At 58.5% G+C, this 15,634-nt stretch carries 16 protein-coding genes and 1 pseudogene; 14 read left to right on the forward strand and 3 right to left on the reverse strand.

The window, feature by feature from the left end:
- Positions 1-158: 158 nt before the first annotated feature.
- The 3 genes and pseudogenes from B4968_RS11440 to B4968_RS11450 form a co-directional block, all read right to left on the reverse strand.
- Positions 159-1,555 (reverse strand): annotated as a pseudogene (locus B4968_RS11440) (bifunctional enoyl-CoA hydratase/phosphate acetyltransferase).
- Positions 1,556-1,582: 27 nt separating this feature from the next.
- The gene (locus B4968_RS11445; protein WP_083099187.1) at positions 1,583-1,852 is read right to left on the reverse strand and encodes a hypothetical protein; all 270 of its coding nucleotides are present in this window, start codon (positions 1,850-1,852) and stop codon (positions 1,583-1,585) included.
- Between the two features lie 120 nt (positions 1,853-1,972).
- The gene (locus tag B4968_RS11450) at positions 1,973-3,688 is read right to left on the reverse strand and encodes a PHA/PHB synthase family protein (RefSeq protein WP_241525692.1); all 1,716 of its coding nucleotides are present in this window, start codon (positions 3,686-3,688) and stop codon (positions 1,973-1,975) included.
- Positions 3,689-4,194: 506 nt separating this feature from the next.
- Between B4968_RS11450 and arcD the strand changes: the two genes are divergently transcribed.
- Genes arcD through B4968_RS11515 form a run of 14 tightly spaced genes read left to right on the forward strand, consistent with a single transcriptional unit; the run spans position 4,195 to position 15,393 of the window.
- The gene (gene arcD, locus B4968_RS11455) at positions 4,195-5,664 is read left to right on the forward strand and encodes an arginine-ornithine antiporter (protein ID WP_083099190.1); all 1,470 of its coding nucleotides are present in this window, start codon (positions 4,195-4,197) and stop codon (positions 5,662-5,664) included.
- Between the two features lie 28 nt (positions 5,665-5,692).
- Complete coding sequence (locus B4968_RS11460) at positions 5,693-6,925, forward strand: arginine deiminase (RefSeq protein ID WP_083099192.1); 1,233 nt, start codon at positions 5,693-5,695, stop codon at positions 6,923-6,925.
- An 18-nt stretch (positions 6,926-6,943) separates the two neighbouring features.
- Entirely contained in the window at positions 6,944-7,699 is a 756-nt protein-coding gene (gene argF / locus B4968_RS11465; RefSeq protein WP_479559049.1) for an ornithine carbamoyltransferase, read from the forward strand.
- Complete coding sequence (locus B4968_RS26385) at positions 7,654-7,947, forward strand: Rossmann-fold NAD(P)-binding domain-containing protein (RefSeq protein ID WP_479559050.1); 294 nt, start codon at positions 7,654-7,656, stop codon at positions 7,945-7,947. The genes argF and B4968_RS26385 overlap by 46 nt, the downstream gene beginning before the upstream one ends.
- A gap of 1 nt (position 7,948) precedes the next feature.
- Positions 7,949-8,872, forward strand: coding sequence for a carbamate kinase (arcC, locus tag B4968_RS11470; RefSeq protein ID WP_083099207.1), 924 nt, complete (start codon positions 7,949-7,951; stop codon positions 8,870-8,872).
- Positions 8,869-10,263 (forward strand): F0F1 ATP synthase subunit beta, encoded by a 1,395-nt coding sequence (gene atpD / locus B4968_RS11475; protein WP_083099193.1) that lies wholly within the window; start codon positions 8,869-8,871, stop codon positions 10,261-10,263. The genes arcC and atpD overlap by 4 nt, the downstream gene beginning before the upstream one ends.
- Positions 10,260-10,670 (forward strand): ATPase, encoded by a 411-nt coding sequence (locus B4968_RS11480; protein WP_083099195.1) that lies wholly within the window; start codon positions 10,260-10,262, stop codon positions 10,668-10,670. The genes atpD and B4968_RS11480 overlap by 4 nt, the downstream gene beginning before the upstream one ends.
- Positions 10,667-10,954 (forward strand): AtpZ/AtpI family protein, encoded by a 288-nt coding sequence (locus B4968_RS11485; protein ID WP_083099196.1) that lies wholly within the window; start codon positions 10,667-10,669, stop codon positions 10,952-10,954. Before B4968_RS11480 ends, B4968_RS11485 begins: the two co-directional genes overlap by 4 nt.
- Positions 10,951-11,250, forward strand: coding sequence for an ATP synthase subunit I (locus tag B4968_RS11490; protein WP_206601096.1), 300 nt, complete (start codon positions 10,951-10,953; stop codon positions 11,248-11,250). The genes B4968_RS11485 and B4968_RS11490 overlap by 4 nt, the downstream gene beginning before the upstream one ends.
- The gene (locus B4968_RS11495) at positions 11,247-11,936 is read left to right on the forward strand and encodes a F0F1 ATP synthase subunit A (RefSeq protein WP_083099198.1); all 690 of its coding nucleotides are present in this window, start codon (positions 11,247-11,249) and stop codon (positions 11,934-11,936) included. Before B4968_RS11490 ends, B4968_RS11495 begins: the two co-directional genes overlap by 4 nt.
- Positions 11,933-12,220, forward strand: a complete 288-nt coding sequence (locus B4968_RS11500; RefSeq protein WP_083099200.1) for a F0F1 ATP synthase subunit C — start codon at positions 11,933-11,935, stop codon at positions 12,218-12,220. Before B4968_RS11495 ends, B4968_RS11500 begins: the two co-directional genes overlap by 4 nt.
- A gap of 3 nt (positions 12,221-12,223) precedes the next feature.
- The gene (locus tag B4968_RS11505; RefSeq protein WP_083099201.1) at positions 12,224-12,991 is read left to right on the forward strand and encodes a F0F1 ATP synthase subunit delta; all 768 of its coding nucleotides are present in this window, start codon (positions 12,224-12,226) and stop codon (positions 12,989-12,991) included.
- Positions 12,984-14,513, forward strand: a complete 1,530-nt coding sequence (locus tag B4968_RS11510) for a F0F1 ATP synthase subunit alpha (RefSeq protein ID WP_083099203.1) — start codon at positions 12,984-12,986, stop codon at positions 14,511-14,513. Before B4968_RS11505 ends, B4968_RS11510 begins: the two co-directional genes overlap by 8 nt.
- A complete protein-coding gene (locus B4968_RS11515; protein WP_083099204.1) occupies positions 14,497-15,393 on the forward strand; it encodes a F0F1 ATP synthase subunit gamma in 897 nt (298 codons plus the stop codon). Before B4968_RS11510 ends, B4968_RS11515 begins: the two co-directional genes overlap by 17 nt.
- Positions 15,394-15,634: the final 241 nt, after the last annotated feature.

Genomic DNA, 15,634 nt, shown 5'->3' on the forward strand with positions numbered 1-15,634 from the left:
AATCCTCTCACTCTGATTTCGCCCCATTGTACCATCCAAAACGATCTGAGCATTGATGTGCATCAATCCTCAAGCCGTTTTGCAATCTGTAGTTGAAGTGCGTCTTTCCAACGCCAAAGACAGGTCTCTTTCGGAACACTCGGTCAGAAGAGCCGCGCTTATAGCGCAATGCCGCCTGATTGAGAGTGTACGAATAACTGTGCCATTGCTGCGGATGCCAGGCGAGCATAACACCATCGGCGCGGCTGGTCAGAACGATGGGAATACGCGCGCCCAGAACGAGGCCTGCGGCATCGGCCCCGGCCAAATAGATCAGTTGCTTGGCGATCATGTTTCCCGCTTCCAAATCGGGTGCAATCAAAATGTCCGCAGCCCCCGCGACCTCGGTGTAGATGCCCTTCGTTTCAGCCGCAGCTTTCGACACCGCATTGTCAAAGGCCAGTGGCCCGTCCAGCAAGCCGCCGAGAATCTGCCCGCGCTCTGCCATCTTGCAAAGGGCGGCGGCATCCAGCGTCGCCGGAAGGCTGGGCGTCACGGTTTCAACCGCCGACAGCAAGGCCACCTTTGGCAGGGCAATCCCCAGGGCCAGTGCAAGATCAATTGCATTCTGCACGATATCGCGTTTGGTCTGCAGATCGGGAAAGGTGTTGATCGCCGCGTCACTGATCAACAGCGGTTTGGGGTAGTTGGGCACATCAAGTGCAAACACATGGCTCATGCGCCGTTCAGTGCGCAGGCCGCGCTCCTTGTTGACCACGGGCTTCAACAACTCATCAGTGTGAATTTTGCCTTTCATCAACATGCCGACCTTGCCTTCGCGGGCCAGTTTGACAGAGTGTTCGGCGGCCGCGTGACTATGGGGGGTATCAATGATCTCGATGCCGCTCAGGTCCAGCTGAGCCTCAGAGGCCGCGGCCTCGATCTTGGCCCTTGGGCCCACGAGAATGGGGTCGATCATGCCCTGTTTGCGCGCTTCCAGCGCTCCCTCAATCGACAGGACGTCACAGGGGTGCACCACGGCGGTGCTCACCGGCGCCAGAGCCGCCGTCGCTTTGATCAATTCCGCGAAGCGCGCGCCGCGCTCGTGGAGGGGGACCTCTGGCAGTATGACCCGGGGGCGGTGTATCTTTTGCGTCGGGGCCATGACCTGTGCCTGGCCCTCAATGACGGTCTCGCGGCGTTGGTTGGTGCACAGGCAGTCGAGGGTTACATGATGATGCGCCGCACTTTTTTCAGCGACAGTGATACGCACCGTGACGGTGTCGCCCAGACCAACGGCTGTTTTGAAGCTCAGGTTCTGATTGAGATAAATCGTGCCGGGGCCGGGCAGCTCGGTTCCCAACACGGCTGAGATCAGCGCACCGCCCCACATGCCATGGGCGATGACTTTGTGAAACATATCCGACTGCGCATAGTCAGCGTCCACATGCGCCGGGTTCACGTCGCCAGACATCACAGCGAACAATTCGATATCGCCCTGTTTCAGTGTGCGCGTCAATTCTGCGCTATCCCCAACCTTGATCCCGTCGAAGGTCCTGTTCTCGATATACTGCATGCGCGTTTGCCTAGCCTTTGTTTCGCCTCAGGTCTTTTTCGGACCCTGATCGGTGTGGTTGTGCTCTTCGATCTCTTCCGCGACGGCCTCAATCTCGCGAAACGCATCGCCGTCAGAGGCCTTGCCTTCGATGTGGGCAGCAGTTTGGCCGTTGATCTTCAGATCTGCATCGCCCCAGGGGTGGGTGTCGATCTCCAGTTTGTCACCATTGGCCGTTGAGGTGAAATGCTGCTCTGTGGCGCCTTTGCCAGCCGGATAGGTGAGATCCGGCTTCCAGCTAAGCGTTTTCTTGGTCATTTGTCGCTCCTTTTCATGCTCTCAGCGGGCCATGCCGCATCCCGCAGCGATGGACTGCTCATTTGCAATGCCTGCAATAAACCCGCGTGTGCCTGCTAAAAACCTGTCCTACATCTGCGGCTACGCCTGAAACACATAAGATCCCGGTGCGTCACAGAGTGGCGCATAGCCCTTTGCCTTTGCTCCCAGCGCAGGAGGAGCCGCCTTTTCGCCGGACCGTTCTGCGACCCAGGTCGACAAAACCGGCCACCAGGATCCATCAACAGGGGATGTTTCCTGCATCCAGCGATCAGGATCGGTATAGGAGGCGTCACTGTCTTTTTCCCGCACGCGGTAGTGTCGGTGGGCATGTCCGGGTTCCGACACGATGCCAGCGTTATGTCCGCCGCTGGTCAGAACAAATGTCACGTCCGTGTCCGACAGCAGATTGAACTTATAGACAGATTCCCAAGGTGCCACGTGGTCACGTTCGGTGCCGACAAGAAATACAGGCACGCGGATGTCAGAGATCGCGATGGGACTGTCTGCGACGCGATATCGCCCTTCGGCCAGATCGTTGTTCAGAAACAGTTGCCGCAGATACTCTGAATGCATCCGGTACGGCATGCGGGTGGCATCAGCATTCCAGGCCATCAGATCATTCATCGGGGTACGTTCCCCCATCAGGTAGTCGTGTACCACCCGCGACCAGATCAGGTCGTTTGAGCGCAAAAGCTGAAAAGCGCCCGCCATCTGCGTGGTGTCCAGATAGCCTTGATCCCACATCAGGTCTTCAAGAAGACTTAGCTGGCTTTCATCGATGAACAACATCAACTCGCCCGCTTCGGTGAAATCGATTTGGGTGGCAAGCAGTGTCAGGCTTTGTAGTCGCGCATCACCATCACGCGCCATGGCAGCGGCAGCTATCGACATCAATGTCCCGCCCAGGCAATAGCCCACCGCATGTATTTTTTGCCCGTTGCCAATGGCCTCGACGGCGTCAAGTGCATCCATGACCCCTGAGGAAACGTAATCATCCATCCCCAAATCCCGGTCATCTGCATCGGGGTTCTTCCATGAGATCATGAAAACGGTAAAGCCCTGCGCTGTCAGATACCGCACCAGAGAGTTATGCTCGCTCAAATCAAGAATGTAGTATTTCATGATCCATGCGGGCACGATCAGAATGGGCTCTGGATGGATCTTATCGGTGGTCGGCGCGTATTGGATCAGCTCCATCAGATCGTTGCGGAACACGACCTTGCCGGGTGTGGTTGCCATATTGCGACCCACTGCAAAGTCTTCGCTGCCAACGGGGCGTTGTCCGCTGCTGGCCCGGGAGAAATCCTCGATAAAGTTCTGCCAGCCACGAAAGAGGTTCATCCCACCTTGTTGCGCAGTCTGTTGCAGCACTTCGGGATTCGTCAGGGCGTAATTTGACGGCGAAAACACATCGAGTATCTGGCGTGAGGCGAATTCGACCACATTTTCATGCTGCTGCGTCACCCCTTCGACGCTGGTGGTTGCGTTGTGCCACCATTGCTGGTTGAGCAGGAAACTTTGATACATCAGGTTGTAGGGCCATTTTTGCCAACTTTCGTCTTTGAAGCGTCGGTCCTGCGGCAAGGGCGTGATGCAGGTGTCAGAGGAGTCGGGATTGCCAATACAATGGGCCGCATGATTTGCCAGTCGCCATGTTTTCTTCCCGGCCTTTTCCAAAAGCTCCAGGCGTTTGCCCGGAGCAGATGCCAGATGCATGGCCCAGTCAGAATAGGCCGAGGTCAGCGCAATCGGAGAAAGGCCCGCTGTAAATTTGGCCAAAGCCGCCTTTAGCCCTTTGTCCAACGCCTGCTCCATCGTGGTGTGCGAATGCGGCCTTTGGTCCCTGGCTGCCCCGGGCGTTGGACCCATTGCAGGGCGGCGGCGTGCCAGCCTTTTTCCGTAGAGTTTTTTCCTCCCGAAGGGATGTGATCTTTGCCATTGCTTGGACCTTTCTCAAACTATGGAATTTAAAGGAGAGCTATCGCTAAGTTCGTGACAACGGATTGATTTGGATCAATCAGCGGTTAGGCTGAGAGGGCTATTCCCGGTCATTTAGGGGCCAAAGACATGGTGTTCGCCGCATGCTTTGGGAGTTTTCAGGTGGGGTGCAGGTCATGAACAAGAAATGGCTCATCCTGTCTGCATATTGACGCAGGTCAATGCCATGCGGGTCAGTCCTGTCAAATGTGGCTCAAATCCAGGTGTGAATTCTGCTTGAACCTCAAACATCAGGCACCGCGGCAGACCATCGATGTGAACGAGACGCCCTGAAGATGCCACAGGCGAGAGCGCCGGATGCTTCAGTGCAAAGGAGAGAGCTGATGCCCACCGGTGTGACCGCAACAGACAATCTGTCGACCCAGGAGAAATCCGGCACATTGGGGTTGCTGCCCCTGACGGCCTTGGTGGTCGGCTCTATGATTGGTGGCGGGGTCTTCAGCCTGCCGCAGAACATGGCTCGCGGGGCATCCGCCGGAGCAATCACGATTGGCTGGCTCATTACCGGTATCGGCATGCTGGCCCTTGCCTTTGTGTACACGACCCTGTCCACCCGCAAACCTGGGCTTGATGCCGGGCCTTACTCTTATGCGCGAGCAGGGTTTGGAAATTTCGTTGGCTTCAATAGCGCCTGGGGCTACTGGATAAGCGCCTGGATCGGCAACGTATCTTACGTCGTTTTGATTTTTGGCGCGCTCAGCTATTTTTACGCCCCGTTCGGCGCAGAGGGAAACACCTGGCAGGCAATCATCGGCGCGTCACTTTGCGTATGGCTTGTTCATGCGCTGGTGTTGGTCGGGATACGACAGGCCGCGATCATAAATATGATCACAACACTTGCCAAGCTGGGGCCGATTTTCCTTTTCATCGTCCTTGCCTTTGTTGCGTTCAATATGCCGACCTTCAAGCTGGATTTCTGGGGCAAGGAAGCCCTGATACTTGGCAGCATTACGACCCAGGTTCAAAGCACGATGCTTGTGACATTGTGGGTCTTTATCGGGATCGAGGGGGCCAGTGTCGGCTCTGGCCGGGCGCGCAAGCGGAGCGACATCGGCAAAGCCACCATCCTTGGGTTCGTTACGGTTCTCTTGCTCTACCTGCTGGTCTCGCTGCTATCGCTTGGCGTTATGTCTCAGCCCGAACTTGCTGCCCTGCCTGCCGCCGCCTCCATGGCGAATGTGCTGGAGGCGGCGGTGGGGGCCTGGGGCTCGGTGCTGGTACGGATCGGTCTGGTGATTTCGGTCGCTGGTGCATTCCTTAGCTGGACTTTGCTGGCCGCTGAAATTCCTTTTCGCGCAGCCCGCGAAGGCATGCTGCCTGGGGTCTTTGCCAAGGAAAACGACAACGGGTCGCCGTCCGGTGCGCTATGGATCACCAGTGTCTGCGTGCAGATCGTCTTGATCGTGACGCTCTATGCGAATTCGACATATCTCGCTCTGTTTTACATCGCGTCCACCGCCATTCTGGTCCCCTATGTGTTCTCGGGGGCCTATGCGCTCAAGCTTGCAATGAGTGGCGAAAGCTATGATGCGCACGAGGGACGCGGCCGCGATATGGCCATTGGAGCCCTTGCGACGGTCTACGGCGCATGGCTCGTTTATGCAGCCGGACCTGCGTATCTGCTGATGTGTGCCATCCTCTATGCGGCCGGTATCCCAGTCTATGTCTGGGCCCGCAGATCCAGGGGCGAAAGAGCCTTTTCGCGCGTTGAAATCCTGATTGCCATTGGTCTCGTCGGAGCCGCCGGTGTTGCGGCCTATTTGATGGGGACCGGGTCCATCAGTGCTCTGTGACGCCCGCATTTACAAAGGAAAAACTGCCATGGACCATCAGGACAAACTGGGCGTGCATTCCGAAACCGGCAAACTGCGACAGGTGATCGTTTGCAGGCCTGGCCTGGCCCATCGTCGTCTGACGCCTGAAAACTGTCAGGAGCTGCTGTTTGATGACGTGTTCTGGGTCAAACAGGCGCAAAAGGATCACGATGTCTTTGCTGCGACAATGCGCAGCGAGGGTGTCGAGGTCCTGGACATTAATGACCTGTTGGCAGAGACGCTCGACATCTCCAAAGGCCGGGACTGGGTGTTGGATCACCGGATCACACCGGATCAGGTTGGGGTTGGTATGATGTCCGAGCTGCGCAGCTGGATGGATGAATTGTCTGGCGCACAGCTTGCCGGATATCTGCTGGGCGGGCTTGCCACAGACGATCTGGATTTTGAACCAACCGGGCTTTTTGGCAGCTATCTCGGCCGCCATGGGTTCATCCTGCCGCCACTGCCCAATGCCCTGTTCACGCGAGATAATTCGGCGTGGATTTACGGGGGCGTGTCGGTCAATCCGATGCATTGGGCCGCAAGGCGGCCTGAGACGCTGCTGAACACCGCAATCTATAAGTTTCACCCGAAATTTGCGGGCAAGACGACGATCCACTGGGGTGATCCCACCCTGGACCACGGGTTGGCGACCGTGGAGGTCGGCGACATTATGCCCGTGGGCAACGGCACCGTTCTGGTCGGCATGGGAGAGCGGTCTTCACCACAGGGGATCGGCCAGTTGGCCGAGGCGCTGTTTGAGACAGGGGCGGCTGAGCGCGTGCTGGCCTTCCGCATCCCCAAATCGCGGGCTGCGATGCATCTGGATACGGTCTTTACGCTGTGCGGCGGTGACGTTGTGACGACCTTCAAAGAGGTCGCCGATGAATTGATCTGCTATGACATTCGCCCCGGCGCGGGGCGCGCGCCGCTGGATTTTCGCCGCGACCCGCGTCCGATCTTTGATATTGTCGCCGAAGTGCTGGGGTACAAAAGCCTGCAAATTGTGTCGACCGGCGGCGACACCGCGGAAGAGCGTTCGCGAGAACAATGGAACGACGGCAACAATGTGCTGGCTCTGCGCCCCGGCGTGGTCATAGGCTATGATCGGAACGACGACACCAACGCAGCCCTTAGGTCGGCAGGAATCGAGGTTCTCGCGATCCCCGGTGCCGAGTTGGGTCGTGGCCGCGGCGGTGGGCATTGCATGAGCTGCCCCACTATGCGTGATCCTGTTTAACCCGAAAGGTGGCCCTGAATGGCTTATAATCTTAAGAACCGTCACTTTCTGACCCTGCAGGATTTCTCACCCCGCGAAATCGCGTTCCTGTTGAAGCTTGCGCAAGATCTGAAGGCCGCGAAATACACCGGCACCGAAGTGCCGTGCCTGAAGGGCAAAGACATTGCACTGATCTTTGAAAAGGACAGTACACGCACCCGGGTTGGGTTTGAGGTGGCGGCCTACGATCAGGGCGCGCGGGTTACCTATCTCGGGCCCACCGGATCTCATATCGGGCACAAGGAATCTGTTAAGGACACCGCGCGTGTCCTGGGGCGGATCTACAATGCCATTGAATACCGTGGTTTTGGGCAGAAGATCGTCGAGGAACTGGCCGCCTTTTCGGGTGTGCCGGTCTATAACGGTCTTACAAACGAGTTTCACCCCACACAGATTTTGGCTGATTTCCTGACCATGCAGGAGCATGTTGATAAGCCCTTGCATAAAGTGGCCTATGCCTTCCTGGGGGATGCAGGCAACAATATGGGCAACAGCTTGTTGATCGGGGGCGCCAAGATGGGCATGGATGTGCGTCTTTGTGCGCCCAGGGCCTGCTGGCCTGTTCAGGCGATCCGTGATGAGGCAGCGGCGATTGCCACAGAAACCGGAGCCCGGATTACCATCACCGAAGATGTGGACGCGGCCGTGAAGGGTGTCGACTTCATCGATACACGGATGTCTGGGTGTCGATGGGCGAGGCCAAGGAAAAATGGGCCGAGCGGATCAAGCTTCTGACTCCCTATCAGGTGAGCGCCGATGTGATGGCCAAAGCCGGTAATCCGAGGGTGTGCTTCATGCATTGCCTGCCCGCATTCCACAACGCCGAGACAACTGTGGGCGCCGAGATCAAGGCAGAGTTCGGCCTGGATGCCATGGAGGTCACCGAAGAGGTGTTTGAAAGCACGGCCTCCATCGTCTTTGATCAGGCAGAAAACCGGATGCATACGATCAAGGCGGTTCTTGTCGCCACCCTGGGAGACTGAGGTGCTGGTCGTCGCAGCCGTGGGCGGCAATGCGTTGTTACAGCGCGGCCAGCCCCTCACCGCACAGGCTCAGCGGGCAAACGTTCAGACGGCAGCCATTGCTCTGGCACAGATCGTGCGCGCCGGGCACCAGTTGATCATCACGCATGGGAATGGCCCGCAAGTCGGCCTGCTGGCTTTGCAAGGGGCCGCCTATAAGCCGGACGAAGTATATCCACTGGACGTTCTGGGGGCCGAGACCGAAGGCATGATCGGCTACCTGATAGAACAGGAGTTGGAAAATGTCCTTGGTCATGATCCTGCGGTTGCCACTTTGTTAACCCAGGTCGTTGTCGACCCAAAGGATCCCGCGTTTCAAGTGCCGACCAAGTTCGTGGGGCAGGTTTACGCAAAGGATGAGGCCGAGGCGCGCGCTAAATCCGCTGGCTGGACCATTGCGCAAGATGGCGATCATTGGCGGCGTGTGGTGCCATCACCGGCGCCCCTTGAAATTCCGGATCTGCGGGTTCTGCGGTTGCTGATAGATCAGGGCGTGATCGTGATCTGTGCGGGGGGCGGCGGTATTCCGGTGATCCGGCGCGCCGATGGCAGCATGATCGGGGTGGAGGCTGTGATCGATAAGGATGCCGCCAGCGCTCTGCTTGCAGCGAATATCGGCGCGGATGCCCTGTTGCTGCTGACGGATGTCGATGCCGTCTATCAGGATTTTGGCGCGCGCACTGCGGCGCCGATTTCTCATCTCACCCCTGACCAGGGGCGGGCCCTTGCGATGCCCAAAGGGTCAATGGGACCAAAGGTCAGCGCCGCCTGTGATTTTGCCGGTTTGGGTGGGGTTGCCGGGATCGGCCGCCTTGCCGATGCGCTGGCCATCCTTGACGGCAAAGCCGGCACACGTATCGTACAACAGAGCCGGGACAAGCTATGAACACCGAAACCGCCTCCAAACCAGATGCAGTGCTGCAGGGCCGCATCGCAGCCATTCGCGGTGGGGTTGTCGATGTGGAATTCAAAGGCAGGGTGCCGCACATCCACGATCTGCTCTATGCGGGACAGGTCGCGCTCGAAGTCGCCTCGTTGATGGGCAACGGTATTGTCCGTGCGATAGCAATGGCGCCTGTGCGGGGGCTGGGCCTGGGTATGCCAGTGCGCGCAACAGGGGGGCCGATAACGGTGCCGGTTGGCGAGGCTGTGCTTGGCCGGATGCTCAACGTGTTCGGCGATCCGATCGATGGCCGCCCCGCTGTGGAGGTATCTGAACGCCGGGGGATCCACCAAAGCCCGCCCAAATTGAGCGACCGGGTGCTGCAGGCCGAGATCCTTGAGACCGGGATCAAGGCGATTGACCTGCTGTCGCCCATCGAGCGAGGCGGAAAGACCGGGCTGTTTGGCGGCGCGGGTGTTGGCAAAACGGTGCTGATCACAGAGCTGATCAATAACACCGTGCAGCATCATACCGGTGTGAGCCTGTTCAGCGGTATTGGCGAGCGGTCGCGCGACGCCGAGGAGCTGTACCGCAAAATGGGCGAAGCCGGGGTGCGCGACAAGACCGTGATGCTGTTTGGCCAGATGAACGAGGCCCCCGGTGTACGCTTTTTGGTGGGCAAAGCAGCCCTGACCATGGCCGAGTATTTCCGTGATGACAAAGGCCAGGATGTGCTGCTCCTGATCGACAATATCTTCCGGTTTGTGCAGGCGGGATCCGAAGTGTCAGGCCTGATGGGGCGGATGCCGTCACGGGTGGGCTATCAGCCGACTTTGGCCACGGAACTGGCAGGGTTGGAGGAACGCCTTACCTCGACCAAGCGCGGTGCGATCACTTCGATCCAGGCGGTCTATGTGCCGGCAGATGATTTTACGGATCCGGCAGCGGCGCATATTTTCTCGCATCTGTCAGCCTCAGTTGTTTTGTCGCGCAAACGCGCCAGCGAGGGGCTTTATCCGGCGGTTGATCCGCTGGCCTCGGCCTCGGTCATGCTGACGCCTTCGGTGGTTGGCCAGCGCCACTACGACATCGCCCGCGCCGTGCGCCGCACCCTGGCGGAGTACGAAGAGTTGCGCGACATCATCGCGATGTTGGGGCTGGAAGAGCTGTCCTCGGCGGATCGTGCGACGGTGTCGCGGGCGCGGCGTCTGGAGCGGTTTTTGACGCAGCCCTTTGTCACGACGGAAACCTTCAGCGGCACCAAGGGCAAGATGGTGCCGGTCGCGCAAACTCTGGACGGCTGCGAGACGATCCTGAACCAAACCGAGTTTGATCTGCCGGAAAGCGCATATTACATGATTGGCAGCCTTCAGGATCTGGAGGAGGCATCATGACCATGGCAACCGACATGAGCGTGACCCTGCGCTTGCCGACCCGGACGCTCTATGAAGGGCGGGTAGAGCACATCGCTGCCGTGGCACCAAATGGTGCGTTTGGCATCTTGCCGAACCATATCGATTTCGTCACCGCGATTGTGCCTTGCGTCCTGACGCTGCGGCTGACGGACGGGACAGAGAAATTTTGTGGTCTGGACGAGTGGCTCCTGGTCAAGAAAGGTCACAAGGTTGACGTCATCGCCCTGCGCGGTGTGCTTGGCGATGACCTTGGGACATTGCAGGACACGGTCGAGGCCAGTTTTATCCGGATGGATGAAGAGGAACGGCAGGCACGGTCGGCCCTGTCGCGGCTTGAGGCAAACATGGTGCGCCGGTTCGCCGAATTGCAGAGGCCGTTTTCATGACCGGCAAGCCTGAAAAGCCGGTGGGCGACATTGCGCGCCAAGCCAAGCGGATGAAAATAAACCGTGACAACCCCGGCCCAAGCCCTCTGCGCGGAATCGGGACATTCGGGATGATCGGATGGTCAATTGCGGTGCCCACCGTTGGCGGCGCGATTTTGGGTCTTTGGCTCGATCGCGTCGCACCACAAGATTTTTCATGGACGCTTGCTTTGATCCTCGCGGGCGTCGTCATTGGCGGTTTTATTGCAGCGACATGGATGAACAAGGAAGGAGGCGGCAAATGATATCTTTTGATTTGACTGCAGTGGCGCTGGGCATGGCCATCGGTACTGCCATGAGTGCGGTATTTTTTGCGGGGCTCGCGTGGGGGATGCGGATAGCCCTGCGGTCCGCCAGACCCGTCGCCCTGCTTGCGCTGAGTGCCGCAATCAGGATTTCTGTCCTGCTGGGCATTGGCTGGCTTGTGGTGGCGCAGCGCGGGCCGTGGTCTCTGCTGGGATATGCTGCAGCCTTTTTGATGGTCCGCTTTATCACCACGACCATCATGAGCGTGGCCCCTGCCTCCGGAGACGCACAATGACCCTTTCTCCCGATCAAACCCTCATGTTCGAGATATGGGGCATCTCCGTAAACGCCACGATTTTTTACACATGGGTGGTCATGGCGTTGCTGACGGTTTGCGCCATCCTGATTACGCGCAATCTGCGCCCGGATGTGCCGCCGAACCGCTGGCGCACCATGCTGGAAGTCATCGTACAGGGGATTGAGAGCCAGATCGAGGACGTCGCAGGCCGCCGCGAACGCCATCTTTTGTACTATGCCGGCACGCTGTTCTTGTTTGTTGCGATGTCGAACCTGCTGCTGGTGATACCGGGGTTTGAGCCCCCGACGGCTTCCTTATCGACAACCACCGCACTGGCGCTGTCCGTTCTGATCGCCGTGCCGCTGTTTGGCATCAGCAGCCGGGGTTTGGGCGGCTATCTCAGAACCTATATTGAGCCGTCGTTCATCATGCTGCCGTTCAACATCATTTCGGAGTTTTCGCGCGGTATCTCGCTGGCCATTCGCCTGTATGGCAACATCATGAGCGGTGCTGTGATCGCGGCGATCCTGCTCAGTGTTGCCCCCTTCTTTTTCCCGGTGGTGATGGATGTTCTGGGCCTGCTGACGGGGCTGATCCAAGCCTACATATTTGCCATTCTTGCGACTGTCTACATTTCTGGCGCCACCTCCCAACCCTCTCCCAAACAAAAGGAAAACCCATGACAGATCTAGGCTTGATAGCTGGTATTTCGATCTTTACTGCGGGTCTGACCGTCTCTTTCGGCGCCATTGGGCCTGCCCTTGGCGAAGGGCGCGCAGCTTCAACGGCACTGAATGCCATTGCGCAACAACCCGATGCGTCGTCGACCATTTCGCGCACCCTGTTTGTGAGCCTTGCAATGATCGAATCCACAGCGATCTATTGCTTTGTCGTCGCCATGATCCTGATTTTCGCGAACCCATTCTGGACGGCTGCTCTGGAAGCGGCGCAGGCGGCTGGGAGCTGATTTATGTCGATCGACTGGATCACTGTCGCGGCACAAATCGCCAACTTCCTGGCGCTTGTCTGGCTTTTGAAGCGGTTTCTCTACCGCCCCATCCTGGACGGTATTGATGCGCGTGAGGTTGAAATCAAGGATCGGATGCAAGAGGCCGTTCATGCCAAGGCCGAGGCGCAGGCTGTAGCGCAGTCCTACCAAGACGAGCTGCAGGCGCTGAATGTCGCACAGGCAGAGATGACAGAAACGATCCGCAAGGCGGCTGAGGAACAGCGCGATGTCCTGCTGGCCGAAGCGCAGACGAGAGTAGAGCGCGAGCATGGCGCCTGGAGGGCGCATCTGGATGATGAGGCGCGCAAATATACCGCCAAGCTGCACCGCGTGGGGGCAGAGGCGCTGTTGACGCTCCTGCGCAAGGCGCTTGATGATTTGGCGGATCAGGAGCTGGAGGCGCAAATGACGCATCATCTGGTTGGGAAAATGAAACCGATGCTCCCGGAGCTGCGCCGTGCGGCGGGGCAGATTTCTGAGGCCGTCATAACATCGCGTGATCCGTTGTCAGAATCAGCGGAAGACGAATTGCTCGCGGAGATACAGGCCGTCTTTCCGCAAGTCTCCTTGCGGTTCGTGACGGATGAAGCGCAGGCTCCGGGGGTGGTTTTACGGATGGGTGGTGCGCAATTGGAGTGGACTGTCGCATCCTACATAGAGGGGCTCAGTGAGCTGATCGAAGAGCAATTGGCGGCGGTCGGCAACGTTGAGGCGCGACCTCATGGGTAGTGACGTGCCTCAAACAGCTCAAACGCCCGAGACGGTTCTGAACATGCTTCTTAACTCGCCGTCACCCGCTCCCCGGCTGAGTGAGATCGGAACAGTCGCCGAGGTCGGCGATGGGGTTGCCATCGTCGCTGGGTTGGAGCAGGCGTTATCAGACGAGTTGCTGCAATTTTCCAGTGGCGTGCAGGGCATTGTGCTGGACCTTGAGCCGGGGCGGCTTGGTGTCGTGCTGCTGGGGCCGTCAAGCCGTGTCACCATCGGTGAAAGTGTCGTGCGCACCCATAGGGTCGTCAGCACCAGGGTCGGTGACGCCCTGTTGGGGCGTGTGGTGAATGCCCTTGGCATACCCTGCGATGACAAGGGGCCAATCCGGGCGCAAACTGTCCGGCCAGTTGAGGCCGAAGCGCCGCAAATTTTGGACCGCCTGGCTATTTCGCGGCCGCTTGCAACGGGGATCAAGGTGATCGATGCAGCCGTGCCAATTGGGTTGGGACAACGCCAGCTCATTATCGGGGACAGGCAAACCGGCAAGACCTCACTGGCCGTTGATGCGATCCTCAACCAAAAAAACAGCGATGTGATTTGTATCTACTGTGCCATTGGGCAGCGTGGCGATGCGGTGGCAAAGGTGATTGGTGCGATTGATGACGGCGGCATGTCCGACCGCACAATTGTTCTGGCCGCAGGAGATGAGGACGCGGCGGGGCTCGCCTATGTGGCTCCCTATGCGGCCCTGACCATTGCCGAGCATTTTGCCGGTGAATGCAAAGATGTGCTGGTGATCCTTGATGACCTCACCCACCATGCGCGCTCCTACCGCGAGATTTCTTTGTTGCTGCGCCGCCCACCGGGGCGCGAGGCGTTTCCCGGTGATATATTCTACATCCATGCGCGATTGCTGGAACGGGCCGGGCAGTTCGCAAGCGGCGGGTCGATCACGGTTCTTCCGGTGGTTGAGACGCCGGCCGAAAACCTGTCAGCCTATATACCGACGAATCTGATCTCGATCACCGATGGCCAAATCTACCTGTCGCCACGGCTTATGCGCAAAAACCAGTTCCCGGCAGTCGATCTGGGGGTTTCGGTCAGCCGTGTTGGCGGCAAGGCGCAAACCAAGGCCTTCCGGTCCGTGGCTGGCAACCTGCGCGTGACCCTGTCGCAATTCGAAGAGTTGGAGGATTTTGCCCGCTTTGGGACCCGTCTGGACGATGAGACGCGGGCGCGATTGACGCGCGGCGCGGCGGTCCGCGCAGCACTGCGGCAGGCCGATCGGGATCCGATGCCTGCGGTGGAACAACTTGCTGTTCTTGTGGCCGCGATAGAGGGTCAGTTTGACGGTTTGAACGAGGCCGAAACCGGCAGGGCAGTCATCAGGCTAAGAAAGGCAGCCGCCCGCGATTTACCGGACCTGGTGAAACGCATAGCTGAAAACGCGTCCCTTACGGAGGAGGACCGCAGCCGGATGGTTGCGCTTGGACGTGCAGCGCGCGTGTATGCCGGAGGCGAGAATGGCACAAAGTCTTGAAGCCCTGGCGCGCCGCACAGCCAGTATGCAGGGTATCCGAAGCATCGTGCATACCATGAAAACACTGTCGGTAATCAATTCTGCGCCCTATGAACATGCGGCCCGCGCAATCGAGGCCTATCAGGATACCGTTCGGATGGGTCTGCACGCCTTCCTGAGCCAAACGGGCCCGATTGAGCCTTCTGCCTCAATGCCAAAGACCACAGTTTTAATCGTATTTGGGTCGGATCACGGGCTGTGTGGAAATTACAATGAGACACTGGCCAGCCATGTCTCGCAACAGCGTGCCTCGGCCCCGGATCAGGCCCGTGTTTTATGTGTTGGCGCCCAGATGGCGGCCGCCTTGCAGGATCGGGGGCTGGTGCCAGAGACGACGTTTTTTCCGCCTGCATCCGTGGATGGGATTGGGCGGCTCGCCAACCTGCTGTCCCGACATCTTGATGACATGCAGGGCGATGACGCAACCGGGGACATGGCCGTATCGCTCGCCTATTTCAGGCGGGATGGCGACAAGGGTCAACGACCAGAAATGATGGCTCTTTTACCGCTCGACCATGATCTGGTGCGCGGGCTGCAGGTCAAGCCCTGGGAGTCACGCAGCCTGCCGTCTTTCACCATGTCGTCTCACGCGCTTTTTAAGGCACTGATCCGGGGCCACCTGTTTGCCAGCCTTTTCCGCGCCGCCGCTGAGGCGCTTGTGACTGAAAACTCTGCGCGTTTGGCTCTGATGAGCCAGGCGGAGCAATCGGTGGATGATCGTTTGGAGGCGCTGACATCCGAGACACGGTCGGTGCGGCAGAGCGAAATCACGACCGAACTTCTGGATGTGATCATTGGGTTCGAAGCCCTGAAGAAAACCAAAAATACAACCGCAAAGTAACCTAGCAGGAGGCTCGAAGAGCCTCATCAGCCAGTCGCAGCCCGTGAACGCAAGGAAATATCAAAAATAAGTGCGCTTGCGTTGTTAGGCACAGTATGGGCCACCTCCCCCCACCGCCGCTCCTCCTTGCCCTAAACCGCTCGGGCGTCCTCGCGGCTGGCAGTCGGCTTGCGCCGCCTTAGCCGGAGCTCTGTAATCTTTGTTTCTCACTATTTGGGGCCAGACAATCCGCATTTGGGGC

It is taken from the genome of Pseudophaeobacter leonis (assembly GCF_002087335.1).
GTDB classification, from domain to species: Bacteria; Pseudomonadota; Alphaproteobacteria; order Rhodobacterales; family Rhodobacteraceae; genus Pseudophaeobacter; species Pseudophaeobacter leonis.

Coding starts and splice junctions, on each gene's coding strand:
- B4968_RS11445 (WP_083099187.1), bottom strand. CDS start 1,852: ATGACCAAGAAAACGCTTAGCTGGAAGCCGGATCTCACCTATCCGGCT.
- B4968_RS11450 (WP_241525692.1), bottom strand. CDS start 3,688: ATGGAGCAGGCGTTGGACAAAGGGCTAAAGGCGGCTTTGGCCAAATTT.
- arcD (WP_083099190.1), top strand. CDS start 4,195: ATGCCCACCGGTGTGACCGCAACAGACAATCTGTCGACCCAGGAGAAA.
- B4968_RS11460 (WP_083099192.1), top strand. CDS start 5,693: ATGGACCATCAGGACAAACTGGGCGTGCATTCCGAAACCGGCAAACTG.
- argF (WP_479559049.1), top strand. CDS start 6,944: ATGGCTTATAATCTTAAGAACCGTCACTTTCTGACCCTGCAGGATTTC.
- B4968_RS26385 (WP_479559050.1), top strand. CDS start 7,654: ATGGGCGAGGCCAAGGAAAAATGGGCCGAGCGGATCAAGCTTCTGACT.
- atpD (WP_083099193.1), top strand. CDS start 8,869: ATGAACACCGAAACCGCCTCCAAACCAGATGCAGTGCTGCAGGGCCGC.
- B4968_RS11480 (WP_083099195.1), top strand. CDS start 10,260: ATGACCATGGCAACCGACATGAGCGTGACCCTGCGCTTGCCGACCCGG.
- B4968_RS11485 (WP_083099196.1), top strand. CDS start 10,667: ATGACCGGCAAGCCTGAAAAGCCGGTGGGCGACATTGCGCGCCAAGCC.
- B4968_RS11490 (WP_206601096.1), top strand. CDS start 10,951: ATGATATCTTTTGATTTGACTGCAGTGGCGCTGGGCATGGCCATCGGT.
- B4968_RS11495 (WP_083099198.1), top strand. CDS start 11,247: ATGACCCTTTCTCCCGATCAAACCCTCATGTTCGAGATATGGGGCATC.
- B4968_RS11500 (WP_083099200.1), top strand. CDS start 11,933: ATGACAGATCTAGGCTTGATAGCTGGTATTTCGATCTTTACTGCGGGT.
- B4968_RS11505 (WP_083099201.1), top strand. CDS start 12,224: ATGTCGATCGACTGGATCACTGTCGCGGCACAAATCGCCAACTTCCTG.
- B4968_RS11510 (WP_083099203.1), top strand. CDS start 12,984: ATGGGTAGTGACGTGCCTCAAACAGCTCAAACGCCCGAGACGGTTCTG.
- B4968_RS11515 (WP_083099204.1), top strand. CDS start 14,497: ATGGCACAAAGTCTTGAAGCCCTGGCGCGCCGCACAGCCAGTATGCAG.